General features: G+C 70.8%; 24 protein-coding genes. 20 read left to right on the top strand and 4 right to left on the bottom strand.

The annotated features are described in order from the left end of the window. Positions 1-34 precede the first annotated feature (34 nt). From OG223_RS49340 to OG223_RS49295, 10 genes are all read left to right on the top strand, one after another. The gene (locus OG223_RS49340) at positions 35-1,048 is read left to right on the top strand and encodes an NAD(P)/FAD-dependent oxidoreductase (protein ID WP_329263953.1); all 1,014 of its coding nucleotides are present in this window, start codon (positions 35-37) and stop codon (positions 1,046-1,048) included. A 2-nt stretch (positions 1,049-1,050) separates the two neighbouring features. Beyond that, a complete protein-coding gene (fdxA, locus tag OG223_RS49335; RefSeq protein ID WP_329263951.1) occupies positions 1,051-1,371 on the top strand; it encodes a ferredoxin in 321 nt (106 codons plus the stop codon). Between the two features lie 157 nt (positions 1,372-1,528). Further along, positions 1,529-2,863: a metal-dependent hydrolase family protein gene (locus OG223_RS49330; protein WP_329263949.1), complete on the top strand. Its 1,335-nt coding sequence runs from the start codon at positions 1,529-1,531 to the stop codon at positions 2,861-2,863. A 13-nt stretch (positions 2,864-2,876) separates the two neighbouring features. Then, entirely contained in the window at positions 2,877-3,839 is a 963-nt protein-coding gene (locus OG223_RS49325) for an ABC transporter permease (RefSeq protein ID WP_329263947.1), read from the top strand. Next, positions 3,829-4,707, top strand: a complete 879-nt coding sequence (locus OG223_RS49320) for an ABC transporter permease (protein ID WP_329263945.1) — start codon at positions 3,829-3,831, stop codon at positions 4,705-4,707. Before OG223_RS49325 ends, OG223_RS49320 begins: the two co-directional genes overlap by 11 nt. Before the next feature lie 54 nt (positions 4,708-4,761). Continuing rightward, positions 4,762-6,345 carry an ABC transporter substrate-binding protein gene (locus OG223_RS49315; RefSeq protein WP_329263944.1) on the top strand — a complete coding sequence of 528 codons (1,584 nt, stop codon included), beginning with the start codon at positions 4,762-4,764 and terminating at the stop codon, positions 6,343-6,345. Next, positions 6,342-7,388, top strand: a complete 1,047-nt coding sequence (locus OG223_RS49310; RefSeq protein ID WP_329263942.1) for an ABC transporter ATP-binding protein — start codon at positions 6,342-6,344, stop codon at positions 7,386-7,388. The genes OG223_RS49315 and OG223_RS49310 overlap by 4 nt, the downstream gene beginning before the upstream one ends. Next, positions 7,381-8,379 (top strand): ABC transporter ATP-binding protein, encoded by a 999-nt coding sequence (locus OG223_RS49305; RefSeq protein ID WP_329263940.1) that lies wholly within the window; start codon positions 7,381-7,383, stop codon positions 8,377-8,379. The genes OG223_RS49310 and OG223_RS49305 overlap by 8 nt, the downstream gene beginning before the upstream one ends. Then, a complete protein-coding gene (locus tag OG223_RS49300; protein ID WP_329263938.1) occupies positions 8,379-9,170 on the top strand; it encodes an alpha/beta fold hydrolase in 792 nt (263 codons plus the stop codon). The genes OG223_RS49305 and OG223_RS49300 overlap by 1 nt, the downstream gene beginning before the upstream one ends. Further along, a complete protein-coding gene (locus OG223_RS49295; RefSeq protein WP_329263936.1) occupies positions 9,167-9,955 on the top strand; it encodes an IclR family transcriptional regulator in 789 nt (262 codons plus the stop codon). Before OG223_RS49300 ends, OG223_RS49295 begins: the two co-directional genes overlap by 4 nt. Here OG223_RS49295 and OG223_RS49290 read toward each other — a convergent pair. After that, entirely contained in the window at positions 9,909-10,715 is an 807-nt protein-coding gene (locus tag OG223_RS49290) for an alpha/beta fold hydrolase (protein ID WP_329263934.1), read from the bottom strand. The two genes, OG223_RS49295 and OG223_RS49290, sit on opposite strands and share 47 nt — an antisense overlap. A 44-nt stretch (positions 10,716-10,759) precedes the next feature. Next, positions 10,760-11,926 carry an Lrp/AsnC family transcriptional regulator gene (locus OG223_RS49285; RefSeq protein WP_329263932.1) on the bottom strand — a complete coding sequence of 389 codons (1,167 nt, stop codon included), beginning with the start codon at positions 11,924-11,926 and terminating at the stop codon, positions 10,760-10,762. An 83-nt stretch (positions 11,927-12,009) separates the two neighbouring features. Here OG223_RS49285 and OG223_RS49280 point away from each other — a divergent pair, with 83 nt between their 5' ends. Continuing rightward, positions 12,010-13,290 carry a metal-dependent hydrolase family protein gene (locus tag OG223_RS49280; protein WP_329263930.1) on the top strand — a complete coding sequence of 427 codons (1,281 nt, stop codon included), beginning with the start codon at positions 12,010-12,012 and terminating at the stop codon, positions 13,288-13,290. A 5-nt stretch (positions 13,291-13,295) separates the two neighbouring features. Here OG223_RS49280 and OG223_RS49275 read toward each other — a convergent pair whose 3' ends face one another. Then, positions 13,296-14,366, bottom strand: coding sequence for an LLM class flavin-dependent oxidoreductase (locus OG223_RS49275; RefSeq protein WP_329263928.1), 1,071 nt, complete (start codon positions 14,364-14,366; stop codon positions 13,296-13,298). Between the two features lie 145 nt (positions 14,367-14,511). Between OG223_RS49275 and mgrA the strand changes: the two genes are divergently transcribed. From mgrA to OG223_RS49230, 9 genes are all read left to right on the top strand, one after another. Continuing rightward, positions 14,512-15,555, top strand: a complete 1,044-nt coding sequence (mgrA, locus tag OG223_RS49270) for an L-glyceraldehyde 3-phosphate reductase (RefSeq protein WP_329263926.1) — start codon at positions 14,512-14,514, stop codon at positions 15,553-15,555. A gap of 52 nt (positions 15,556-15,607) precedes the next feature. Then, positions 15,608-16,606, top strand: coding sequence for a Dyp-type peroxidase (locus tag OG223_RS49265; RefSeq protein WP_329263924.1), 999 nt, complete (start codon positions 15,608-15,610; stop codon positions 16,604-16,606). 110 nt (positions 16,607-16,716) lie between these two features. After that, on the top strand, positions 16,717-17,598 hold the full coding sequence (locus OG223_RS49260) for an FAD binding domain-containing protein (RefSeq protein ID WP_329263922.1): 882 nt from the start codon (positions 16,717-16,719) through the stop codon (positions 17,596-17,598). Continuing rightward, positions 17,595-18,128, top strand: coding sequence for a (2Fe-2S)-binding protein (locus OG223_RS49255; RefSeq protein ID WP_443073813.1), 534 nt, complete (start codon positions 17,595-17,597; stop codon positions 18,126-18,128). Before OG223_RS49260 ends, OG223_RS49255 begins: the two co-directional genes overlap by 4 nt. Beyond that, entirely contained in the window at positions 18,125-20,521 is a 2,397-nt protein-coding gene (locus tag OG223_RS49250; protein ID WP_329263919.1) for an aerobic carbon-monoxide dehydrogenase large subunit, read from the top strand. The genes OG223_RS49255 and OG223_RS49250 overlap by 4 nt, the downstream gene beginning before the upstream one ends. Positions 20,522-20,532: 11 nt before the next feature. Beyond that, a complete protein-coding gene (locus OG223_RS49245) occupies positions 20,533-21,414 on the top strand; it encodes an XdhC family protein (RefSeq protein ID WP_329263917.1) in 882 nt (293 codons plus the stop codon). Continuing rightward, positions 21,411-22,304, top strand: a complete 894-nt coding sequence (locus OG223_RS49240) for an AAA family ATPase (protein WP_329263915.1) — start codon at positions 21,411-21,413, stop codon at positions 22,302-22,304. The genes OG223_RS49245 and OG223_RS49240 overlap by 4 nt, the downstream gene beginning before the upstream one ends. After that, positions 22,301-22,930, top strand: coding sequence for an SRPBCC family protein (locus tag OG223_RS49235; RefSeq protein ID WP_329263913.1), 630 nt, complete (start codon positions 22,301-22,303; stop codon positions 22,928-22,930). Before OG223_RS49240 ends, OG223_RS49235 begins: the two co-directional genes overlap by 4 nt. Then, on the top strand, positions 22,927-24,285 hold the full coding sequence (locus OG223_RS49230) for a vWA domain-containing protein (RefSeq protein ID WP_329263911.1): 1,359 nt from the start codon (positions 22,927-22,929) through the stop codon (positions 24,283-24,285). The genes OG223_RS49235 and OG223_RS49230 overlap by 4 nt, the downstream gene beginning before the upstream one ends. Here OG223_RS49230 and OG223_RS49225 read toward each other — a convergent pair. Then, positions 24,236-25,195 (bottom strand): LysR family transcriptional regulator, encoded by a 960-nt coding sequence (locus OG223_RS49225; protein WP_329263909.1) that lies wholly within the window; start codon positions 25,193-25,195, stop codon positions 24,236-24,238. The two genes, OG223_RS49230 and OG223_RS49225, sit on opposite strands and share 50 nt — an antisense overlap. Positions 25,196-25,441: the final 246 nt, after the last annotated feature.

Genomic DNA, 25,441 nt, shown 5'->3' with positions numbered 1-25,441 from the left:
GGCGCCGAGCGGCCCGTTCCTACGCTCCTGAACCATGAGCGTTCCTATTGATGCGCCGGTCCAGTCACCGGTGATCGAGACCGACATCCTGATCATCGGCGCCGGCCCGTCCGGCCTCTACGGCGCCTACTACGCCGGCTTCCGCGGACTGCGCGTCACCGTCCTGGACGTACTGCCGCAGTGCGGCGGCCAGATCAGCGCCATGTACCCGGAGAAGCCCATCTTCGACATCGCCGGATTCCCGTCGGTGCGGGGACGCGACCTCGTCGACAACCTGGTCGCGCAGGCCGCGCCGTACGGCGTCCGCTATCTCCTCGGGGAGCGGGCGGTCGACCTGGCCCACGACCGCGAGGGCCGTCCCGTCGTCCGCACCGACACGGGAACCGCCGTACGGGCGGGGGCAGTTGTCATCACGGGCGGGGTGGGGACGTTCACACCCCGGGCGCTTCCGGCGGGCGAGGGCCATCTCGGGCGCGGGCAGGTGTACTTCGTGCCGGACCCGGCCGAGCACGCCGGTCACGACGTGGTCGTCGTCGGCGGCGGGGACAGCGCCTTCGACTGGGCGGCGCTGCTCGCCCCGATCGCCCGGTCCGTCACCCTCGTCCATCGCAGCGCGCGGTTCCGGGCGCACGCGGCGAGCGTGGAGAAGGTGCGCGCGCTCGGCATCGAGATCATCACCGACTCCGAAGTGAGCGCCCTGCACGGCGAGTTGGGGGTGGAGAAGGTCGAGGTGCGGCACCGGGTCGAGAAGACCGTCCGGCTGCTGCCCGCCCGTACCGTCGTCGCCGCGCTCGGCTTCATCGCCGATCTTGGACCGCTCCAAACCTGGGGGCTCGAACTCCGGGCGCGGCGGATCGCCGTGAACACCCGCATGGCGACCAATCTGCCCCGCGTGTTCGCCGCCGGCGACATCACCGACTACCCGGGCAAGGTGCGGCTGATCTCCGTCGGCTTCGGAGAGGCCGCCACCGCCGTGAACAACGCGGCCACCGTCATCGACCCGAAGGCCGATCTGTTCCCCGGCCATTCCACCGAGAAGGAGAACTAGTCATGGCCTACGTCATCGGATCGGCCTGCGTCGACATCATGGACCGGTCCTGCATGGAGGAGTGCCCGGTCGACTGCATCTACGAGGGCGAGCGCAAGCTCTACATCAACCCCGTGGAGTGCATCGACTGCGGCGCCTGCGAGACGGCCTGCCCGGAGCAGGCGATCACCGTCGACCGCCTCGCCGACCCGGAGTTCCGCGCCGACAACCGCCGCTTCTTCGAGGAGCCCCTGTCCGGCCGTACGACACCGCTGGGCACCCCGGGCGGGGCGACCGCGCTGGGACCGGTGGGCGCCGACACGGAGTTCGTCAGCGCTCTGTGAGCTGCGGCGCGTGGCGCAAATCTGCGTCTCCAGGGGTGGCGCAATCCTGCGCGTCCCGCGGGAATTCCAAGCGAAAGCTGCACGGCAACACGGGCATATCCTCGCCCGCCCACACTCCCCCTTACCAGTCCCCACAGACAGGAGTGAACACGGTCCCATGACGGAGCGAACAGTCCTGGCCGGAATGACGTTGATCGACGGCACCGGGAGTGCCGCACGGACGAACGCGACCGTGGTGATCGACGGAGCCGTGATCACCGAGGTGGGCGACGCGGACACCGTGGCGACGACCCCCTCGGACACGGTGTACGACCTGCGCGGGACGACCCTGCTGCCCGGGCTCATCGACTGCCACGTGCATCTGCGGTCCAACGCGGGGATCCGGCCGCAGGACGTGCAGTTGTGGAACATGCTGACCTCCACGGAGGAACAGACCCTGCATGCCGCGGCCAACGCCCGTGAGGCGCTGCGGTCCGGTTTCACCACGGTCCGGGACACGGCCGGTTCGCTGCCCGAGGTGGCGGTCAAGCACGTGCTGGACGAGCACGTCCTCGACGGAGCGCGGGTCGTCGCCTCGGGGCTCGTGGGCATGACCGCGGGGCACGGCGACATGTTCTGTCCGGCAACCCTCGACGAGAAGCGGATGTGGCCGCCGGCCGACGGCGTCGACGAGTGCCGCAAGCGGGTCCGGCAGTACGCCCGGATGGGCGTGGACCTGATCAAGATCTGCACGAGCGGCGGCACCCTCTCCGTCGGTGACAAGACCGAGTGGCGCAACTACACGGACGCCGAGATCGACGCGATCGTCGACGAGGCACACGCCCTGGACCTGCGGGTCGCGGCCCACGCGCACACCCGGGCCGGGATCACGGCCGCGCTGGTCGCCGGGGTGGACACGCTGGAGCACGGCTCCGACCTCGACGAGGACCTCGTCGAACTGATGCTGGAACAGGGCACGTTCCTCTGCCCGACCCTGTCGATCAGCGAGTTCATGACGGAGCACGGGCGCGGGCGCGGCCTGGTGACCGAGCAGTTGGACAAGGCGGAGCGGCTCCGTGAGCGCCGCCTCATGTCCGTACGTCGGGCCCATGAGGCCGGGGTGCGGATCATCGCGGGCAGCGACTCCTCCAACACGATGCGCTTCGGGAACCACGCCCGCGAACTGGAGCTGCTGCACGAGCAGATCGGCATGTCGCCGGCCGAGGTCCTGGTCGCGGCGACCTCCGCCGCCGCCGAGGCCCTCGGTCTCGGCTCCATGACGGGCACGGTCGCCCCGGGCAGATGGGCGGACCTGCTGCTGGTGGACGGCGACCCGCTCGCCGACCTGAGCGTGCTCGCCGACCGGCGGCGGCTGCGCGCGGTGTTCCGCGAGGGCCGGGTGAGCGACCCGAACGCGGCCGATTCCGTCCCCGGCGCGCTGGCCGCACGACGCCGTCCCGCCGAACCGATCCGTACGACGCCCCGGGCGTCGGCGCCGGCCGCCGCGATATAAGGGGAGAGATCCAGTGCTGCGTTATCTGTCGATCCGTGTGCTCCGCTCGCTCGCGGTGGTCCTCTGCCTCAGCGCCATCGTGTTCGCCCTGGCGCATCTGGTCCCCGGTGATCCGGCGGCCCTGATCGCCGGCGAGAACTCGACGCCTCAACTGCGGGCCCAGATCACCCGGCAGTTGGGCCTCGACAAGCCAGTGTGGTCGCAGTACCTCGCCTGGATCGGGCACGCCGTCCGGGGCGATCTGGGCTCGTCCCTGCTGGACGGGCAGAGCGTCGGCGCACAGGTCGCCGCCCGCCTCCCGGTGAGCCTCGAACTCGCCGTCTACGCCGCGGTGATCGCGGTCCTGTGGGGCATCCCGGCGGGCATCTGGTCGGCCATGCACCAGGGGCGCGCCAAGGACCGGCTGGTCAACAGCGCGGCGTTCATGGGGCTCGCCGTCCCGCCGTTCGTGGTCGGCACCGTCATGGTCCTGCTGGTCAGCACCCTGGCACCGGCCTGGCCCCTGTTCTCGTTCGTGCCGTTCTCCCAGGACCCGCTGCTCAACCTCCAGGTGCTGCTGCTCCCCGCCGTCGCCCTGGGCATCCCGTTCGGTGCCACGCTCTGCCGCTACATGCGGGCCGCCGTCCTCGACGTCGAGGGCCAGGACTTCATGCGGACGGCGGCGGCGAAGGGCGCGGGGCGACGGCGGCTGATGCTGCGGCACGCGCTGCGCAACGCGCTGGTGCCCGTGGTCACCGCCGGCGGTCTCCAGCTCGGGGTGCTGGTCGGCGGCACCGTGATCATCGAGCAGGTCTTCGCGCTCCCCGGTCTCGGCTCGCTGATCGTCAACTCCATCACCCAGCACGACTTCACGGTGATCCAGGGCGCGATCCTCGCGCTGGGCGCCTCCTATGTGTTGATCAACCTGGTGACCGACCTGGTCTACCCCCTCATCGACCCTCGCATCCGGACGACAGGAGCACGCCGTGACGGTTGAATCCACCGCGCCCGCCGTCACCGTCCCCACGGCACGCCGGCGCAGGCCGCGGCTCGGCTGGAACACCACGCTGACCACGGGGGTGTGCGTCCTCGGCGCGATCGTGGTGCTGTCCCTGCTCATCGGCGTCCTCGGCCGGTACGCGACGACGGACGTCAGCGACTCGCTGCTCAGCGGTCCCTCGGGAAGCCACTGGCTGGGTACCGACAACCTCGGCCGTGACCTGTTCACCCGCACCTTCGGCGCGGCCCGGCAGTCGCTGCTGGTGGCCTTCGGCGCGACCACGCTCGCCGCGCTGATCGGCGTCCCCATCGGGCTCGTCGCCGGCTACAACGCCCGCAAGCTGGACGCGGTCCTGATGGCGGCGATGGACACCGCGATGTCGATTCCCTCCGTGCTGCTGGCACTTGTGCTGGTGTCGGTCTTCAGCCCGGGCATGTGGGTCCTCATCGGAGGCATGGGCCTGATCTTCGTGCCGTACTTCGCGCGGATCGTGCGGGCTCCGGCGCTCACCGTGCGCGAGCGGGACTTCGTGTCGGCGGCGCGTATCGCCGGCGTACGGACCCCGGTGATCATCGGCCGCCATGTGCTGCCGAACGTGCTGTCCTCCGCACTCGTGCAGTACGCCAACACGGCGGCGACCTGCGTCCTGGTCGAGGCGTCCCTGAGCTATCTGGGCCTCGGTATCCAGCCGCCGACGCCCAGTTGGGGCCGGATGATCTTCGAGGGCCAGCGCTACATGAAGGACGACCCGCTGCTGGTGATCGTCCCCGGCATCACCCTGGCCATCGCCACCGCGGCCTTCGGTCTCATCTCCGACGGCCTCCAGGAACAGCTCAACCCGCGCGGCAAGCGCCGTACGCCCTGAACGGGCGCCCGCATCACGTCACTTCACCCTCACGTTCTTGAGAAACAGGCGGTCATGATGACGAATCACACCTTCACGCGCAGAAACGCGCTGGCACTCGGCGGCAGCACATTCGCCGGCCTGCTGCTGGCGGGCTGCGGCGGTACGGCCACCACGGCCGGCAGCACCTCCGGGAAGCCGGTCGAGGGAGGAACCCTCACCATCGGGCTCGACGGGGAGCCCACGGTCGGCTTCGACCCGCAGGTGGCGCAGGCGTTCTTCGACCAGCAGATCGTCGCGCAGTTCTACGAGGGTCTGCTGAGCCTGGACAGCAAGGGCCAGATCAAGCCCGGTCTCGCCAAGAGCTACCGGCAGGTGGACCCGACCACCCACCGCTTCACGCTCCGCGACGGGGTGACCTTCCACGACGGCAGCAAGCTCACCACCGACGACGTGATCTTCAGCCTGGAACGGCTGATGGATCCGGCGATCAAGTCGCCGTACACCCAGCAGTACCGGATCAAGACGGTGACCGCCGTGGACGCCGGCACCGTGGAGGTGAAGCTCAGTTCCCCGCAGCCGTCGCTCTACAACTTCCTGGCCCGCCCGTGGAGCGGCGCCATCATGAGCCGAAAGTGGACGTCGTCCCGCACCGGGAACCAGCTCAAGCAGTCGGAGAACGGCACCGGCCCCTTCTCGCTGAAGAAGTGGTCGAAGGGCATCTCCATCCAGCTCTCCGGCTACAAGGGCTACTGGGACAAGCCGAAGCCGTACCTCGACACCGTGATCTACCGGCTCATCCCCGACGAGACCTCGCGGGTGGCCTCGCTGCGCTCCGACTCGGTTCAGTTGCTGTCCTTCCGCGACCTGCGCATGGTGAGCGACGTCAAGAGCACGAGCGGTGTCACCGAGGCGAACGGGCCGATCGTCTCCAGTGTCTGGCTCAACATGAACACCCTGAGCGGCCCGCTCGCCGACAAGCGGGTCCGGCAGGCGTTCAACCTCGCCATCGACCGCGAGACCCTGATCAAGACGCTGGGCAGCGGCTCCGCCTCCTTCGGCTACGTCATCCCGCCGCAGGACCCGTACGGCATCACGCCCACGACCGCCGACCCGATGTACCAGCACAACCAGGCGAAGGCCGTGGCCCTGCTCAAGGCCGCGGGCAAGAGCGAGGTCGGCATCGAACTGGTCGCCCCCAGCGACTCGGCCTACGGTCCCGACATCTCCGCCCTGGAGCTGATGAAGGCGCAACTGTCCAAGGTCGGCATCACCCTCGACCTCAAGCTCGTGCCGTTCGCGAGTCTCGTGCCCAAGGTGCTGGCCGGCGACTACACCGACATGATCATGCTGACCAGCGTGCTGAACGCCGACCCGGCCCAGTACATCGACCTGTGGTTCGCCAAGGGCAGTCCGGCGACCAAGGTCAAGGACCAGCACCTGTGGGACCTGATGGCCGCCGCGAAGAACGAGCAGAACAACGCGAAACGCGTGACGCTCTACCACCAGCTCGCCCAGTACATCGCCGACGAGGCCTACCTGCTGGTGCCGTACGCCAAGGCGGTGCGCGGCGAGGCGTGGAGCGACAAGCTGCACGGCTACCAGCCGGACGCCACGGCGACCCGGCTCAACCTCAAGAACGCCTGGCTGACGTCGTGAAGGCGAACACCCTGACTCCCGCTCGGGCCGGTGCCGGGACCGACGGCACCGATCCGGTCCTGGAGGTCTCGGGGCTGCGCATCGGATTCGGCGGCTCGGACGTCGTCTCCGGTGTGGATCTCCGCGTCGAACAGGGCGAAGTCGTGGGCCTCATCGGTGAGAGCGGCTGCGGCAAGTCCAGCGTCGCACTGGCCGCCATGGGGCTGCTGGGGCCGGGCGCCGACGTCCGGGCCGAGCGGCTGGTGGCCTGCGGTACGGATCTGCTGGGCAGCGGCGACGCGGAGCTGGAGCAACTGCGCGGCGACCGGGTCGCGATGGTCTTCCAAGAGCCGATGACCTCGCTGAACCCGTGCATGCGGGTCGGCGCCCAGGTCGCCGAGGTGCTGCGGATCCACGGCAAGGCCGGCCGGAAGGAGGCACAGGAGCGGGCGGTGGACCTGCTGCGGCTGGTGGAGATCCCCTCGCCCGAGCGCCGGGCCAGGCAGTTCCCGCACGAGCTGTCCGGCGGTATGCGGCAGCGCGTCGTCATCGCCATCGCGATGGCGGGCAACCCGCGCCTGCTGCTGGCCGACGAGCCGACGACCGCCCTCGACGTCACCGTGCAGGCCGAGATCCTCCGACTGCTGCGCTCGCTCCAGGAGGAGCACGGCATGGGGATGCTGCTCATCTCGCACGACCTCGGTGTCATCACCGCCATGTGCAGCCGGGTGCAGGTGATGTACGCCGGTCAGGCGGTGGAGTCCGGCACGGTCGACCAGGTCCTGAACGCGCCCCGGCACCCGTACACGCGGGCACTGCTCGCGGCGGTGCCGCGGATGCGGGAGGGCGACGGCACCCCGCTGACCGCGATCCGCGGCCAACTCACGGACGACGCCCGCCGGTTGCCCGGCTGCCGCTTCGCACCGCGCTGCCCGCTGGCCGCCGACGCCTGTGCCGAGCCCCAGTTGTTGCGGCCGGTCGGCGACGGCTGGGTGTCGCGCTGCTGGCGTGACATCGAGGACGGCCCGGACGGTGCCATGACGGATGGACACGACGATGACTGAGACGCAACTGGATCCGACCGCGGTGGACACCGAGGTGCCACTGCTCGAACTCGCCGGTGTCGGGCACGAGTTCGGCCGCCGCCCGGGCCGTTCCGGTGTCCGGGCCGTGGACGACATCTCGCTGTCCCTGAACCCCGGTGAGACGGTCGGCCTGGTCGGCGAGTCCGGGTGCGGCAAGAGCACGCTGGGCCGGATCGCGACCAGGCTGTACCGGCCCACGCGGGGCGCGGTGCGCTTCGAGGGCAAGGACATGACGCACCAGCCGAAGAGCGCCGACCTCAAGGCGTTCCGGCGGGCGGTGCAGATGGTGTTCCAGGATCCCAACGGCTCGCTGAACCCCCGGCTGCCGGCGGGCGCCAGCATCGAGGAACCGCTGCGGGCCCGGGGCGTGGCGCGCGCCGACCGGCGCACGCGACTGGCGGAGGTGCTGGCGGAGGTCGGCCTCGACGCGTCGGCCGCCGCCCGCTATCCGCACGAGTTCTCCGGCGGCCAGCGCCAACGCCTCGCGCTCGCCCGCGCGTTGGCCCCGCAGCCGTCGGTGATCGTCCTCGACGAGCCGACGTCGGCACTGGACGTCTCCATCCAGGCGCAGATCCTCAATCTGCTCCAGGAGATCCAACAGCGCGACCGCATCGCCTACTTGTTCATCTCGCACAACCTCGGTGTGGTCCGCCACCTCAGCCGGCGGGTCGCCGTGATGTACCTCGGGTCGATCGTCGAACTCGCCCCGGCGAAGGAGCTGTTCGAGGCTCCGCAGCACCCGTACTCCATGGCGTTGCTCTCCTCCGTCCTGGAACCGGGCGGCGACACCGGGCCGGGCGAGCAGATCGTCCTCAAGGGCGAACTGCCCTCGCCCTCGGACATTCCGACCGGCTGTCCCTTCTCCTCGCGCTGCTGGCTGGCCGACGACCACTGCCGCAGCGAACGGCCCGCGCTCACCGAACAGACGCCGGACCATCTGACGGCATGTCACAAAGCAGGGAGTCACTGATGACGGACACACTGCGTCGCGGCTATGTACCCAGCCGTTTCGGCCAGTTGCACTATGTCGAGTGCGGCACGGGCGAGCCCGTGCTGATGCTCCATCAGACGCCCCGGTCCTGGACCGAGTACCTGGACGTGCTCCCCCGCGTCGGGGCCGTGCACCGGGCCATCGCCATGGACACCCTGGGCTTCGGCGCCTCCGCGAAACCCGACGAACCCCACACCGTCGAGCGGTGGGCTGACGCGGCCGACGACCTGATCGAGGAACTGGGCCTGGAGCGCTTCCATCTCGTGGGCCACCACACCGGCGGGGTGATCGCGGTGGAGCTCGCCGCACGCCACCAGAAGCGGGTCGCGAGCCTGTTCCTGTCCGCGACCCCCTTCATCGACGAGGAGAAACGGCGCACGGCCGACCGGCGCAAGCCCGTCGACCACGTCGTCCCCCGTCCCGACGGCTCGCACCTGCTGGAACTGTGGAACCTGCGGCGCCCGTTCTACAAGGACGGCGAGGAGGCCGCCCTCAACCGGTTCATGGTCGACGCGCTGACCGTGCTGGACCGGGTGGAGGAAGGGCATGTGGCGGTCCGGGGCTCGATGCTGGACGAGCGGCTGCCCCTCGTGACCGCCCGCACGCTCGCCGTCTGCGCTTCCGAGGACCACTTCTCGATGCCGGGCCTGGAGAGGTTCGCGGAGGCCGGCTGCGAGACGCTGGTCATCCCCGGGGGACATGTGCCCGTGCCGGAGCAGCTCCCCGAGGAGTTCTCCCGGCACATCCTCGACTGGGTGGCGGCGGGATGACCACCGCCGGCACGGTCCGGGAGGGTGACGAGCGGCCCAACTCGGTGCTCGGCAAGGTGAGTCTGATCCTGTCGGCCTTCGGCGACGACGACTTCTCGCTGGGTCTCGCCGAGTTGCGGGACCGTACCGGCATCGCCAAGGCCACGGTCCACCGGCTCTGCCAGGAACTCGTCGCCACCGACTTCCTGGAGCGGGACGGCTGCAACTACCGCCTGGGCGTGCGACTTTACGCGATGGGTCTGCGCTCCCCGCACCAGCGCATCCTGCGCGCGGCGGCCAGGCCCGTCATCGAGGGCCTCGCGCAGAGCCTCGACAACGCGGTCATCCTGGCGATACCGCACGACTGTGAGCTGCTGTGCGTCGAGAACCTCGGCACGCACCGCAACCAGGCCCGCTCCACCGCCGACGGCAGGCGACTGGAGCTGCACAGCACCGCCGCGGGCAAGCTCACGCTGGCCCTGCTCCCCGAGCGGTATCCGCTCGCGAGCGTCCTGCCCCTGGCGGTCCGCCGCACCCCGCACACCCTCGGCCCCGCCCAACTGCCCGGCGAACTCGGACGGATCCGGGAACAGGGCTACGCGGTCGAGGTCGAGGAGAAGCGCCTCGGCTATCTCGCGGTCGCGGTGCCCGTGCGCGGGCGGGACGACACCTACCTGGGCGCCCTGTCGGTCATCGCGCCCACGGCGGGCAGCAGGATCACCCGGCTGCTCACCGCCCTGACCCGGGCGTCGGGCGTCATCACGACCCGGCTCGCCCGGTACGACTCCCTTCGCGTCCCCCTCTAGAGACGGGGCCCGCACCGCTCTCGACCAAGGCCGCCACGAAGCCCTCGGGGTTGTCCCGCATCATGTGGTGGCCCGCGTCGGGGACCTCGACGACCGGGATGCCGGCCCGTCGGACGGCGGGCTCGTCCGCGTAGGGGCGGCTGCGGGTGCCGATCAGCAGCACGCGCGCCTGGGGAAGGCCGTAGAGGAGTTCCGCTGTTCCCGGGCTGGTCCCGGTCACCAGGCCGACGGCGCTGCGGTGCAGGATCGCGGGGTCCGCCACGCGCATGCGTGCCGCGTAGCCGGGCTCAAGGCCCGCCAGGACCGTGCCGAACCCGTGGCTGACGAAGTCCGCCTCGCCGTATGCGGCGATGGCTCCGCTGAAGAGGCCGCCGCCCGCGCGGAGGTTGGGCTCCGCGACGACGAGGCGGGAGGCCAGGTCGGGGCGGGTCGCGGCGAGGACGATCGCGACGGCGCCGCCCATCGAGTGCCCGATGAGCACGGCGTCGGTGATCCCGCAGTGGTCGAGGACGGCGGCGACCGTCCCGGCGTGTGCCTCCAGGGTGCCGGGGAAGTCCTGCGGGCGGTCGCTGAAGCCGTGGCCGAGGAGGTCGACGACGATCGCGCGTGAGCCGTGGAGGTCAGGGTGCGCGGCGATCCCCGCGAAGTCGGCGGAGCCCGCGCAGCCCAGCCCGTGGAGGTAGACCCGGGCGGTGCCTTCGCCGGGGAGGTCGATCCAGCGCAGGTGGCCGCCGGCCTCGGGGAGGTGCAGGGAGCGCATCTGTGGTCCTCAACAGCCGTCTGAGAAAGGGGCGTTGACAGGTGTCATCGCCAGAGGCGTTTGCCGTCGGGGACCGCGCGCAGGTGGTCGTGGGTCGCCTGGGGTTCGCGCAGCGGTACGACGCCGACGCAGCGGCCGTCCCGGTCGAGCAGGCGTCCCATGTGCTTCACGGTGCGCAGGACCACCGAGCGGTCGTCGATCACGAGGCGTGGCAGCCGGCGCGACAGGTGCGCCTCGAAGGTGTGCACGTCGGCCAGCGCGCGCAGCCAGACGTCGATCACGAGGTTGTGCGGACCCGCGGTGATCGCACAGGAGCGGACCTCGCGGACGCCGGACAGGACGCGGCTGGTCTCCTCCAGGTACTGGGCGGGCACCGACGCGAAGTACACCGCCGACAGCGGCCAGCCGGACAGCGGCCGGGCCAGGTCGCAGCGCAGGCTCACCCGCGAGGCCAGCAGGGACTGGAGTCTGCGGCGCACGGTGGTGAGGCCGACGCCGGTGGCGGTCGCCAGCGCGCGGATCGACATCCGGCCGTCGGAGCTGAGGAGTTCGAGGATCTGCGCGTCCAGGTCGTCCCAGGGCGCGGTGGTCCCCATGCCCGCGTCGGGCGGGTTGTCCGAGGCCTGGCTCGCCTCGATGCGCGCGCACTGGGCCGCGTCCAGGCTGCGCAGCCGCCAGCGGCTGCCCTCGGTGGGGACGCCGGTCGAGACGTGTGTGCGGGTCGCGCGGACGCCCGGTGTCCGCTGGAAGAGCAGGGTGGTGAGGTGGGCGAGTTCGTCGAGGTCCCTGGTCTGTACGGCGGTCACGACATCGCGGCCACCTGCCGTGATCTTGACGTTGGCCACGGCGTGCTCGGCGGCGAGGGCGCGGGCCACGTCCTCCGCGACGCCCGGTTCGGTGTCGACCTCGACGATGCCCGTCACCACGATCCGGGAGTCCGACAGCCGGGGGTAGGCGGTCACCCAGGCGAGTCCGGCCTCCTCCAGCCGCTGCCAGCGCCGGGCGACCGTCACCGGGTTCACGCCGAGCACATCGCCCACCAGGGTCCACGGGGCCCGGGGGTGGATCTGCAGCGCGTGCACGACTCCGCGGTCCAGTTCGTCGAGGTCCGCGGCAGCGAAATCCTGCGCCTCCTGGGACGGCGTATTCCTGCGCGCCCGACTGAAATCGGGATCGGAAGCTGCACCGTAGCGCGGGGTTATCTCGTCCATTGCAGACTCCCTTTCGCCTGTTCCTGACAGCGAGGTTCCCCGACACCGAGGTTCCCGACACCGAGGAGTGATTCGGCCCCACCATGACGGATGCCATGACGCAAGAGACCTTTCGGACCATGTTGCGCGTCGAGAACGCCCGCCTGATCGACGGTACCGGTGCCCTCCCGGTGACCGACGCCGTCGTCGTCGCGGACGCGGAGGGCACGATCGCCTACGCCGGACCGGCGGCCACGGCCCCACCCGTGCCCGGTGACGGTTCCGCGGTCCGGATCATCGACGCCGGTGGTCGGACCGTGCTCCCGGGGTTCTTCGACTGCCACACCCACCTCGCGTACGCGCAGGGCTCGCCGCCCGGGCGACGCGGCGAACTCGATCCGGTCCTGGTCACCTACGACACCGCGACGCGGCTGCGGCAGACCCTGGACGCGGGCATCACCACCGCCCGTGACCTGGGCGGACTGTCGACCGGGTTCCGTACGGCCGTGGAGACCGGCCGGATCGTCGGCCCCAGGCTGCACACCGCCGTACGGATCATCAGCCACACCGGCGGCCACGCCGACTTCCGGCTCCTGGACGGCACCGACCTCAGCGGCGGCGAGATGGCCGAACTGGCCGACACCGTCGACGAGTCCCGGCTCGCCGTGCGCAGGATGATCCGCGCGGGCGCCGACGTGATCAAGATCTGCGCCAGCGGCGGCATGGCCAGCCCCTACGACCAGCCCGAGGACGAGGGGCTGATGGAGGAGGAGATCCGGGCCGTGGTGGACGAGTGCCGGCGCCACGGCGGCAGGCCGGTCGCCGCGCACGCCCAGGGCACCGCGGGCATCCTCAACGCGATCCGTGGCGGTGTCACCAGCATCGAGCACGGCTACGGCCTGGACGAGGAGGCGCTGGACCTGGCGGGCGAGCGCGGGACCTTCGTCGTGCCGACCCTGTCCACGGTGTTCGCGGGCATCGACAAGGACCTGATGCCGGAGCACCACTACCAGAAGAAGATCCGCTGGTCGGGCATCACCAAGGAGAACATCGCCCGCGCCATCGAGCGGGGCGCCCGTATCGCGCTCGGCACCGACGCGGCCGTCTGCCCGCACGGCCAGAACTTGCTCGAACTGCGCTACCTCGTGGACCTCGGCATGGACCCGATGGACGCGATCGTCGCCGGGACCCGTGTCTCCGCCGAACTCCTGGGCCTGGCCGACCGGTTGGGCACCCTGACCGCGGGCAGGACCGCCGACCTCGTCCTGTGCGACGGCGACCCTCTCACGGACATCGGCGTGCTCGGCGACCCCGCCAACATCGTGTGTGTCGTCCAGGACGGCGTCGTACGCAAGGATCTGCTGCCCGCGGCCGGGGCGCGCTGACCGTCTCACCGCCGCAGGGCCGGCAGGACCGAGGAGCCGACTGTCTCGATCAGGTCGGTGGGCAGGTCGTAGGAGCCGACGTGCTGGAGGAAGACATCGGTCACCCCGGACGCGCGCAGGGTGCGCAGCCGGTCCGTGATCCGTGCGGCCGTGCCGAAGAGGCAGAACTCCTCGGCGAAGCGGACGGCCGCCTCGTCGCTGATCCAGGCCGAGCAGATCTCCACGGCCGCGTCCCAGTCCTCGGCGTGCACGAGGTCCGGGTAGACGCCCTCGATCGTCGTGGGCACGTCCACGTCGATGCCGGCGAGGGCGAGGAAGGACGCGCCGCCGTTCTGGGCGATCGAGGCGCAGATCGGTTTGATCAGGCGGGCGTCGGCCTCGATGTCGTCGGTCACCGCGCAGAACGCGGACACGGTCACCGGGAGCGTCCCGCCGCTCCGGCCGGCCGCCTCGGCGCCCTCCCGGACCCGGGCGGTGGCGGCCGCCAGGGTACGCGGCGAGACTCCGCTGAGCAGGATGACCCCGTCGGCGATCTCACCGGCGAGCCGCAGGTTGCGCGGCCCGCTCGCCGCCAGGTGCAGCGGTACGGACGGCTGGGGATCGCGCAGCCGGGAGCGGATCTTCCCCTCGAAGTCCCACTCGCGCCCGTCCAGCAGGGCCCGCAGCATGCCCAGCCCCTCGCGCAGTTCCGCCGAGCCCGTCTGCCGCAGGCCGACGGGGGCGACGGAGCTGTTGCCCACGCCGAGGCCGAGGGTGAACCGGCCGGGCGCGAGTTCGGCGACGCTGCGGGCGGCCGACGCGACGACGGACGGGTGCCGGGTGGCCAGGTTGGTGACGGCGGTGCCGAGGCCGATCCGCTCGGTGGCGAAGGCCGCGGCGGTGAGGGTGGTGAACACGTCCCGCCACAGCAACTGCGAGTCGGGGAGCCACACTTGGTCGAAGCCCAGCTCCTCGGCCCGGCGTACGGTCCGGGCCACCCGGTCCGCCCGGTCGCAGGGCGGGACGCGCACGCCGATCCGCAGCGGTTCCTCGTCGACGCCCACCGCATCGACGCCCGCCGGTATGTCGCAGTTCATGAAAAGGACCCTAGGGACGAACGAGGGGCCGTCGAACAGCAGCGGTCCGCTCAGCGATCCGCCGCCGGATTATGCGTCGGCGCTGCTGAATCCGATGACGGGGATCGGTTGGACGCGCGCAGCGAGCGCGGGCAGAGTGGGCGCGGTGAACCACATCGCAGATCCGGGGCGCTACGACAGCACGATGCGCTACCGCCGCACGGGCCGCTCGGGGCTCGACCTTCCCCTGCTCTCGCTGGGCTACTGGCACAACTTCGGTGACGACCGCCCGTTCGAGACGCAGCGCGAGATCGCGCTGCGCGCCTTCGACCTCGGCATCACCCACCACGACCTGGCGAACAACTACGGCCCGCCCTACGGCGCCGCCGAGTCCAACTTCGGCCGGCTGCTGAAGCAGGACCTCGCGCCGTACCGGGACGAGTTGGTCGTCTCCACCAAGGCCGGCTGGGACATGTGGCCCGGCCCCTACGGCCAGGGCGGCGGCTCCCGCAAGTACGTCCTGGCCTCGCTCGACCAGTCCCTCAAACGCACCGGCCTCGACTACGTGGACATCTTCTACTCCCACCGCCTCGACGCCGGCACCCCGCTCGAGGAGACCATGGGCGCGCTGGACACCGCCGTCCGCCAGGGCAAGGCGCTGTACGTCGGCATCTCCTCCTACGACGCCGAGCGCTCCCGCGAGGCCGCCGCGATCCTGCGTGAGCTGGGCACGCCGCTGCTCATCCACCAGCCGTCGTACAGCATGCTCAACCGGTGGATCGAGCACGACGGGCTGCTCGACGCCGCGCGGGACGAGGGCTTCGGGGTCATCGGCTTCACGGCGCTGGCGCAGGGGCTGCTGACCGGGCGGTACCTGGACGGGATCCCGGAGGGGTCGCGGGCCGCGCAGGGCACGTCGTTCGACGCGGGCTGGCTGACCGAGGACATGGTGCGGCGGCTGCGCGCGCTCGACGACATCGCGGCCAAGCGCGGTCAGACCCTGGCGCAGATGGCGCTCGCCTGGGCGCTGCGCGACGAGCGGGTCACCTCGCTCGTCATCGGCGCGTCCCGCACGGAACAGCTCGAACAGAACGTGGCCGCGCTGGACAACCTCGACTTCAGCGCCGAGGAGCTGGCCGAGATCGACTCGTACGCCGTCGACGGCGGGGTGGATCTGTGGCAGGACGCGCGGACTGGGAAACTCGGCTGAGTTCCGAGGTGCCGCCGGGCGCCTCGGAGAACGCAGCGGAGGCGTGGAGTACATGACAGTTGACGGCTCGGTGGAGAGCACGGACGGCACCGTCGGCGGCGAGGGGACCGTTCCAACCACGCAGGCGGTGCTGGAGTCCCTGACTCCCAGCGCGACCTTCCTCGTCGTCACCGTGGAGCCGGGCGGCGAGGAGACGGTCCGCCAACTCCTCGGCGATCTGGGCGGGTTGATCCGTTCCATCGGGTTCCGCGCGCCGGACGGGCGGCTCAGTTGCGTGACCGGTGTCGGATCTCAGGCGTGGGACCGCCTGTTCGACGGTCCGCGCCCCGCCGAGCTGCACCCGTTCCGCGAACTCACCGGCGACCGCCACACCGCCGTCTCCACCCCGGGCGACCTGCTGTTCCACATCAAGGCCGTACGGGCCGACCTGTGCTTCGAGTTGGTCACCGAGATCATGGGCCGGCTGGGCGGCGCGGTCGTCGTGCGCGACGAGGTGTCCGGGTTCCAGTACTTCGACGTGCGCGATCTGCTGGGCTTCGTCGACGGCACCGAGAACCCCGTCGGGGACGTTGCCCGCCAGGCGGTGGTGGTCGGCGGCGAGGACCCGGAGTTCGCGGGCGGCAGCTATGTGATCGTGCAGAAGTACGTCCACGACATGGCGGCCTGGAACGCGTTGACGGTGGAGCAGCAGGAACGGGCCGTCGGACGCTCGAAGTTGACCAACATGGAGATGGACGACGACGTCAAACCGGCCGACTCGCACATCGCGCTCAACGTCATCACGGGCCCGGACGGCACCGAACGGAAGATCCTGCGCGACAACATGCCGTTCGGCAGCGCGGCACAGGGCGAGTTCGGCACCTACTTCATCGGGTACGCCCGCACGCCCTCGGTCACCGAGCAGATGCTGCGCAACATGTTCCTGGGCACCGACTCCGCGTCCCACGACCGCATCCTGGACTTCTCCACGGCCGTCACCGGGAGTCTCTTCTTCGTCCCCTCCGCGGACTTCCTCGACGACGTGCCCGCTTCCCCGGGACAGGCAACTTAAGTGAACGGTTAACCAGCCGTTGACACCCCTGTCCGCCGGGCGCCCAATGAGGCCCGGACACGGCACCCGGCCGACCGGCCAACTGCCGTGCAGGACAGGGGGATTGCGGTATGCAGGTTCCCGCTCCGTTCGAGTACCAGCGGGTCGGCAGCGTGGGTGAGGCGGTCGCGCTCCTCGACCAACTGGGCGACACGGCACGGCTGGTGGCCGGCGGGCACAGTCTGATCCCGATGATGAAGTTGCGGCTGGCCAACTTCGAGTACCTGATCGACATCAACGACCTGCACGACGAACTGGGTTACGTCCGGGTCGAGCCCGGGCTGATCCGCATCGGCGCGATGACCCGGCACCGCGAGCTGCTGGAGTCGGACGAACTGGCCGCCGCCTTCCCGGTGTTCCGTGACGCCGAGCGCGTCATCGCCGACCCCGTGGTGCGCAACCGGGGCACGCTCGGCGGCTCCCTGTGCCAGGCCGACCCGTCCGAGGACCTCTCCGCGGTCTGTACGACGCTCGACGCCAGTTGCGTGATCCAGGGCGTGGACGGCCAACGGGTGGTGTCCATGGAGGACTTCCACCGCGGCCCGTACGAGACCGCCGTGGGCGACGCCGAGATCCTCACCGAGGTCCGCTTCCCGGTGCGCCCGAACGGGTCCAGCGCATACGAGAAGGTCGAACGCCGGGCCGGTGACTGGGCGGTGGTCTCGGCCGGTGCCGCCGTGTGGCTGGACGGCGACGGACTGATCGCCGACGCCCGGGTGGGGCTCGCCGCCGTGGGACCCAACACGGCCGGCATCCCCGGCATCGCCGACGCCCTGCGCGGCCGGCGCCCGACCGAGGAACTCTACGGACAGGCCGGGGACATCGCCGCCGAGTCCTGCTCCCCCGTGACCGACCGGCGCGGCAGCGCCGAGTACAAACGCCATCTGGCACGGGAGTTGACCGTGCGCGTGCTGCGCCGGTCGGTGGCCCGCATCGACGGACAGGAGGTGTGATCGTGCAGGTCAGCATGACGGTCAACGGCGAAGAGGTCACCCGGGAGATCGAGGGGCGGCTGCTGCTGGTCCATTTCCTGCGCGACCACCTCCGGCTGACCGGCACCCACTGGGGGTGCGACACCAGCAACTGCGGTACGTGCGTGGTGTGGTTGGACGGCGAACCGGTCAAGTCCTGCACCGTGCTGGCCGCGATGGCGGGCGGGCACGAGGTGCGCACCGTGGAGGGACTCGAGCAGAACGGTGAACTCGACCCGGTACAGCGCGGGTTCGTCGAGTGCCACGGCCTCCAGTGCGGCTTCTGCACCCCCGGCATGATGATGACCGCGCGTGCGCTGCTGGACCGCAACCCCGACCCCTCCGACACGGAGATCCGGGAGGCGATCTCCGGGCAGATCTGCCGCTGCACCGGTTACGCGACCATCGTCCGTTCCGTCCGGTGGGCGGCGGCCGAGGAGGCCGGGACCCGAACCTCCCTGGAAACACAGGCCACTTCGGCTTCGGCTTCGGCTTCGGGGAGCGCCTCATGACCGCCGTCTCCGAGAACGGCCACCGCACCGCGTTCGTCGACAACGACAAGAAGCCCTGCGGCCACGGCCGGATGCTGCGCAAGGAGGACCCGCGCTTCGTCCGCGGCAAGGGCCGCTACGTCGACGACCTCGATCTGCCCGGCATGCTCCATCTGGCCATCCTGCGCTCGCCGTTCGCGCACGCCCGGGTCCTCTCCGTCGACACCACCCTCGCCGAGGCCCACCCGAAGGTCCGCCTGGTCGTCACCGGCGCGATGCTCGCCGAGAAGGGCCTGGCGTGGATGCCGACCCTCTCGAACGACGTGCAGGCGGTCCTGGCCACCGACAAGGTCCGCTTCCAGGGCCAGGAGGTCGCCTTCGTCGTGGCAGAAGACCGCTACGCGGCCCGGGACGCACTGGAGTTGATCGACGTCGAGTACGAGCCGCTCGACCCGGTGATCGACGTCCGCACCGCCCTCTCCCCCGACGCGCCCGTCATCCGCGACGACCTGGAGGGCAAGGCCGACAACCACTGCTTCGACTGGGAGACCGGCGACGAGGCAGAGACCGAGGCGGTGTTCGCCCGTGCGGACGTCGTGGTCACCGAGGACATCGTCTACCCGCGCGTGCACCCGGCCCCCATGGAGACGTGCGGTGCGGTCGCGGACTTCGACCAGGTCGACGGACGCCTCACCCTCTGGTCCACCACCCAGGCCCCGCACGCCCACCGCACCCTCTACGCGATCGTCGCCGGACTCCCGGAGCACAAGATCCGGGTCGTCTCCCCCGACATCGGCGGCGGCTTCGGCAACAAGGTGCCGATCTACCCCGGTTACGTGTGCGCGATCGTCGGCTCGCTGCTCACCGGCAAGCCGGTGAAGTGGATGGAGGACCGCGCGGAGAACCTCATCAGCACCGGCTTCGCCCGCGACTACGTGATGCGCGGCGAGATAGCGGCCACCCGCGACGGACGCATCCTCGCCGTCCGCACCCAAGTCCTCGCCGACCACGGCGCGTTCAACGGTACGGCCGCACCCGTGAAGTACCCGGCCGGCTTCTTCGGCGTCTTCACCGGCAGTTACGACATCGAGGCCGCCCACTGCAAGATGACCGCCGTCTACACCAACAAGGCGCCCGGCGGGGTCGCTTACGCCTGCTCGTTCCGCATCACCGAGGCCGTGTACCTGATCGAGCGGATCGTCGACTGTCTCGCGTACGAACTCGCCATGGATCCGGTCGAGTTGAGGATGAAGAACTTCATCCGGCCCGAGCAGTTCCCCTTCCGCACCAAGACGGGCTGGGTCTACGACTCCGGCAACTACGCGCCCACCATGGAACTGGCGAAGGAACTCGCCGGCTACGACGCGCTGCGCGTCGAGCAGGCCGAGAAGCGGGCCCGCGGTGAACTCATGGGCATCGGCGTCTCGTTCTTCACCGAGGCGGTCGGCGCGGGACCCCGCAAGGACATGGACATCCTCGGCCTCGGCATGGCCGACGGCTGCGAACTGCGGGTGCATCCGACCGGCAAGGCGGTCGTACGGCTCTCGGTGCAGTCGCAGGGGCAGGGACACGAGACGACGTTCGCGCAGATCGTCGCCGAGGAACTCGGCATCCCGCCCCAGGACATCGACGTGGTGCACGGCGACACCGACCAGACACCGTTCGGCCTGGGCACCTACGGCAGCCGTTCCACCCCCGTATCGGGCGCCGCCGCCGCGCTGGTCGCCCGCAAGGTGCGGGACAAGGCACGGCTGATCGCCTCCGGGATGCTGGAGGTGTCGGTCGCGGACCTGGAGTGGGAGAAGGGTTCGTTCCATGTCGCGGGCGACCCGGAGGCCTCGGTCACCATCCAGGACATCGCGATGCGGGCGCACGGCGCGGGCGATCTGCCCGAGGGTGTGGAGGGCGGTCTTGAGGCGCAGATCTGCTACAACCCGGAGAACCTCACCTATCCGCACGGCGCGTACATCTGCGTCGTCGACATCGACCCGGGCACGGCGAAGGTCACCGTCCGCCGCTTCGTCGCCGTCGACGACTGCGGCACCCGGATCAACCCGATGATCATCGAGGGGCAGGTGCACGGCGGGCTCACCGACGGCGTCGGCATGGCGCTGATGGAGATGATCTCCTTCGACGAGGACGGCAACTGCCTCAGCGGCTCGCTCATGGACTATCTGATCCCGACCGCGCTCGAAGTCCCGGACTGGGAGACCGGGTTCACCGTCACTCCGTCCCCGCACCACCCCATCGGCGCCAAGGGGGTCGGCGAGTCCGCGACGGTCGGCTCGCCGCCCGCGATCGTCAACGCGGTGGTCGACGCGCTGAAGCCGTACGGCATCCGGCACGCGGACATGCCGCTCACACCCTCGCGGGTGTGGGAGGCGATGCAGGGCCGACCGACTCCGCCGATCTGAAGGTGGCTGTGATGACCGGCAAGTTGAGTGCCCGCGCGCTCGAACTCACCGAGCGGCGCGTGCCGTTCGTCCACGCGCGCGTGGTCCGCGCCCAGGCACCCGCCTCGGCGCACCCGGGCGACGAGGCCATCGTCCACGGCGACGGCACCATCGACGGCTTCGTCGGCGGCCAGTGCGCGGAGGGCTCCGTCCGTACGGCCGCGCTGGGCGCCCTGCACGACGGCGGACCGCTGCTGCTGCGCGTGCTGCCGCAGGGGGACGCCGAGTTCCCCGAGACGCCCGGGGCGCGGGTCGTCATCAACCCCTGCCTGTCCGGCGGCGCGTTGGAGATTTTCCTGGAGCCGGTGCTGCCGCCGCCGCTGATCGAGGTCGTCGGGACCACCCCTGTCGCGGAGGCCTGCGTAGCCTTCGCCGCTCTGCTGGGCTACGCCACGGCCCGCTCACTGCCCGATGGTCCGCCCTCCGAGTACACGGCGGCGGTGATCGTCGCCGGACAGGGCCGGGGCGACGCGGAGTCCCTGCGCGCCGCCCTCGACGCGGGTGTCGGGCACATCGCCCTGGTCGCCAGCCACCGCCGTGCCGCCGCCCTGCTCGACGAACTCGGCCTGACGGAGGCGGAACGGGCCCGCGTCCAGGCTCCCGCCGGGCTGGACATCGGCGCTCGTACACCACCGGAGATCGCGCTGTCGATCCTCGCGGACGTGGTGCGAGTCGTCCACGCGGCCAAGGCCCCCGTGCCCGAGCGCCCTTCCCAGGCCGTGGACCCGGTGTGCGGCATGACCGTGACCGTGAGCCCCGAGACACCCCATCTCACCACCGGCGAGGGTGAGTTCTGGTTCTGCGGGACGGGCTGCCGGGACCGCTGGTCCGCGGGTGGGCGGGCCACCGGGTGAGCGAACTCTTCACGGATGCCGACGACGTACGGCGGCGGCTCGACGAGGTCGGCCACCTCGTCGACGACGGCACGGCGACCGCCCTCCTCCTCGCCACCCTGCTCGACCGGCCGCTGCTGCTGGAGGGCGAGCCCGGCGTGGGCAAGACCAGCGCCGCCAAGGCTCTCGCCAAGGCCCTGGACACCCCGCTGATCCGGCTCCAGTGCTACGAGGGGCTGACGGCGGGCGAGGCGCTGTACGAGCGGAACTACCAGCGCCAACTGCTCGCCGTCCGGCTCACCGAGGCGCACGGGCGAGAGCTGTCCGACGCCGATCTGTTCAGCGCGGAATTCCTGCTCGACCGGCCCCTGTTGCGGGCGGTGCGCCATCAAGGCCCGCTGCCGCCCGTGCTGTTGATCGACGAGATCGACCGGGCCGACGACGAGTTCGAGGCGCTGCTCTTCGAGTTCCTGGGCGAACGGTCCATCAGCGTCCCGGAGTTGGGCACCTTCACCGCCGTACGACCGCCCGTCGTGGTGCTCACGTCGAACCGCAGCCGGGAACTCCACGACGCGCTGCGCAGGCGCTGCCTCTACCACTGGATCGACTTCCCGACGCCCGAACGCACGGCGGAGATCCTGCGCCGCACGGTACCGGCCGCGAACGAGCCGCTGATCGCGTCCACGACCGAATTCATCGGCCGGGTGCGGGAGTTGGACCTCGACAAGGCGCCCGGCATGGCGGAGGCCATCGACTGGGTCTCCGCCCTCGCGGCGCTGCGGGTCGCGCGGCTGGCCCGCGACGACATCGTCCGCACGCTCAGCACGGTCGCCAAGAGTCCGGACGACCGCATCGCCGTCGTCGGGGCCCTCGACACGCTCGGCTATCCCGAAGAAGCGAGGAGACCATGAAGATCGACAACGAGTTCAGCGTCGGTGTGCCGGTCGAGCGGGCCTGGCAGGCGCTCACCGATCTGGAGGCCCTCGCCCCGTGCATGCCCGGCGCCGAACTCACCGGCGTCGACGGCGATGTCCACCGGGGCAAGGTCAAGGTCAAAGTCGGGCCCATGATCAGCCAGTTCACGGGAACGGCGCGCTTCGTGGAACGGGACGAGAGTGCCCACCACGCCGTGATCAGCGCGGCCGGCAAGGACATGCGCGGGGGTGGCAACGCCTCCGCGACGGTCGACGCCCGGCTGCGCGGCGAGGGCGCGGGCACGGTCGTGACGGTCAGCACGGACCTCAACATCAGCGGCAGGCTCGCCCAGTTCGGCAGCGGCATGATCCAGGAGATCTCGGAGAAGCTGTTCGCGCAGTTCGTGGCGAACGTGGAGACGCAGTTGCTGGCGACGCAGGACCAACCGGAGGCGGAGGCGGAGCAGGTGCCGGAGACGGTTCCGGCACCCGTGGCACAGCCGGCGGCGGCCGAGCCGCTGAACCTGATGAGTGTGGCCGGCGCATCGGTGTACAAGCGGCTGATCCCCGTCGTCGTCGCGGCCGTCGTCATCGCAGTGGTGGTCTATCTGCTGGTCCGATGACGCCGACTGGTCCGACGACACCGACTGGTCCGCTGCTGCCCGCCGTCGACCGGGCCGCCTTCGCCACCGCACTGGCCGCCCGGCTCAGGGACCACGGCGTGCCGGTGGGTCCGACCGCCGCCCGGGACTTCGTGCTCGCGCTCGCGGCGGCCCCGCCCGTGACGCGCACCTCGCTGTACTGGACGGCGCGCGTCACCCTCGTACGCGACCATCCCGAACTGGCCCGCTTCGACCAGGTCTTCGACGCGGTCTTCGGACAGTCCGTTCTCGCCCTCGACCCGAACGCGCGCCGCAACGGGCAGGAGGCGGGGGTCGGCGGCAAGGACTCCGGGGGCGCCGACCCCCGCGGCGGTGACCCCGTCGGCGGTTCGGGTCTGCCGTGGATCACCCTGCCGCCCGCCGTGGACACCGCCGACCACCGTGCGGACCACGTCCTCACCATGCCCGAGCGCCTGCCGAGCGATCTGGCGGCCGAGGTGGACACACCGTTCGGCGAACTGAGCCCGGAACAGGCCGAGTTGCTCGGCCACTGGCTGGAGGCGCGACTGCGGGAGTGGCCCGTGCGCCGCACCCGTCGCCTCACCGTGCGGGCGGGCGGCCATCGGGTGGCGGTCCGGGAGACGCTGGCGCAGGCCCGGCGCACCGGCTGGGAGCCCGTACGCCTGGTCCGGGCGGGGCCGGTGGACCGGCCGCGCCGGGTCGTGGTGCTGTGTGACGTGAGCCGGTCGATGCAGGCCCAGACGGTGGCATACCTGTACCTGATGCGGGCCCTCGCACTGACGTCCCGTGCCGAGGTCTTCGCGTTCGCGACGTCGTTGACCCGGCTCACACCGGTACTCGCGCACCACTCGGCGCAGGAGGCGTTCGACGAGGCGACCGAGCGGGTCACCGACCGGTTCGGCGGCACCCGCATCGCCCACTGCCTGGGCACACTCCTCGCCTCGCACCACGGCGGCGCCCTGCGCGGCGCGGTCGTACTGATCGCCTCGGACGGCTGGGACGGCGATCCCCCGCACCGACTGTCCACGGTCATGGCCAGGCTGCGCCGCCGCGCCCACACGGTGATCTGGCTCAACCCCCGAGCCGCAGCCCCCGGCTTCGCCCCCTGCACGACGACGATGGCGGCGGCCCTGCCGTACATCGACCTGCTCCTACCGGCCGACAGCTTCGGCGCACTGCTACAAGTGCCGGCCGAGATCGCAAAGCTCGGGAGGCTGCGCGGAGCGCGCCTCCCAGTGCCGGTGGGAACTGCGCGCCCAGCCCCCACCGGCCCGCGGAAAAACGACTACAGACCCATCGGAGCATTCAACTCCACAACGTCACATGAATCGCCGGCCGAAACCGCCCCGCCGTAACCCCCGCACCACGCAACATCGCCTGCGTAGCCCGCGGCGTGGTGACAAACCGCCGCAACTCCGCGGCAGTGGACGCCGCTTCACGATCGGGAAGAGTGAGCAGATTCCAAGAGCCACGGGCAGGAAGCTGGGGACCGGCGAGTTGGCGAAGGTCACCCTCGGCAAGGTCCTTCGTCACGGCGAAGGCGACCGCGAGAGCAACTCCCTTGCCGCGCTTGGCCTCGTCGACGGACGCGGCATGGCTCTGGAAGATCCGCTGGTTGTGTTCGGGGATGCCCAGCCGACGAAGCACCGATGGCACCATGCCCGTCCGCCCGACCGCCGAGGGCCCCAACAACCAGGTCTGGCCGCGCAGTTCGGCCGCACCGGCACTCGCCGCGGTGGCGAGCGGATGGTCGGGTCCTACGACGGCGATGACCTGGTAGTTGAGGAAGGGCGTGCAGGTCATCGCGTCGTCGAGGGTGGCGGGGCGAGGCCCGACCGCCGCGTCGACGGAGCGGTTGAGCAGCAGGGAGGCGAAGTTCTGCGGGCTGTGCACGCTCAGTTCGACGTCGAGGTCGTCGGCGCGCCCGGCGAACAGTTCGATCAGTCCGGGCGCCGCGTGCTCGGCGAACAGGCTCGACGCGGCGACGCGCAGCAACCGTCGGGCGGAGCCGGCCTGTCTCACTTCGAGGATCGTGCGGTCCTGGAGTCCCAGCAGCTCGGCGGCCCGGCTGGCCAGCCGCAGCCCGCCGGGCGTGAACGCGAGCCCGTTGGCCGTGCGGGCGAAGAGCTTGTCGCCGAGTTCCCTGCGCAGATGCGCGATGTGGATCGACACGGCCGACTCGGTCACGGCGAGATCGGCCGCGGCGGCCTTCACGGAACCGAGGCGGACGGTCGCAGCGAAGGCCCGAAGCTGTGCCGGGGTCAACCGGAACCTCCCGCATTCGCCACGGGTGCCCATTCACCTGTGCCGTGGACCTCAAATTAGCGCACCTGTTCGCCGAGGGCCATGGTCGCGCCAAGAGCCGTGGGAACACAGGGAAAGCACAGGCAGGAGAGTTCAGCGGTGCGCCAAAGCCCGTACACCGCAAGGGTGTTGACGTGTGCACATCCGACTGCGAAGGTCTGGACCTGGCGCATCCAGTAGCGCCCCCACAGCCCAGAACTGGAGTCG

The sequence above is a fragment of the Streptomyces sp. NBC_01478 genome (genome assembly GCF_036227225.1).
Lineage (GTDB): Bacteria > Actinomycetota > Actinomycetes > Streptomycetales > Streptomycetaceae > Streptomyces.
The sequence above is the reverse complement of the archived record's forward strand: the minus strand, read 5'-3'. Positions and strand labels throughout refer to the sequence as shown.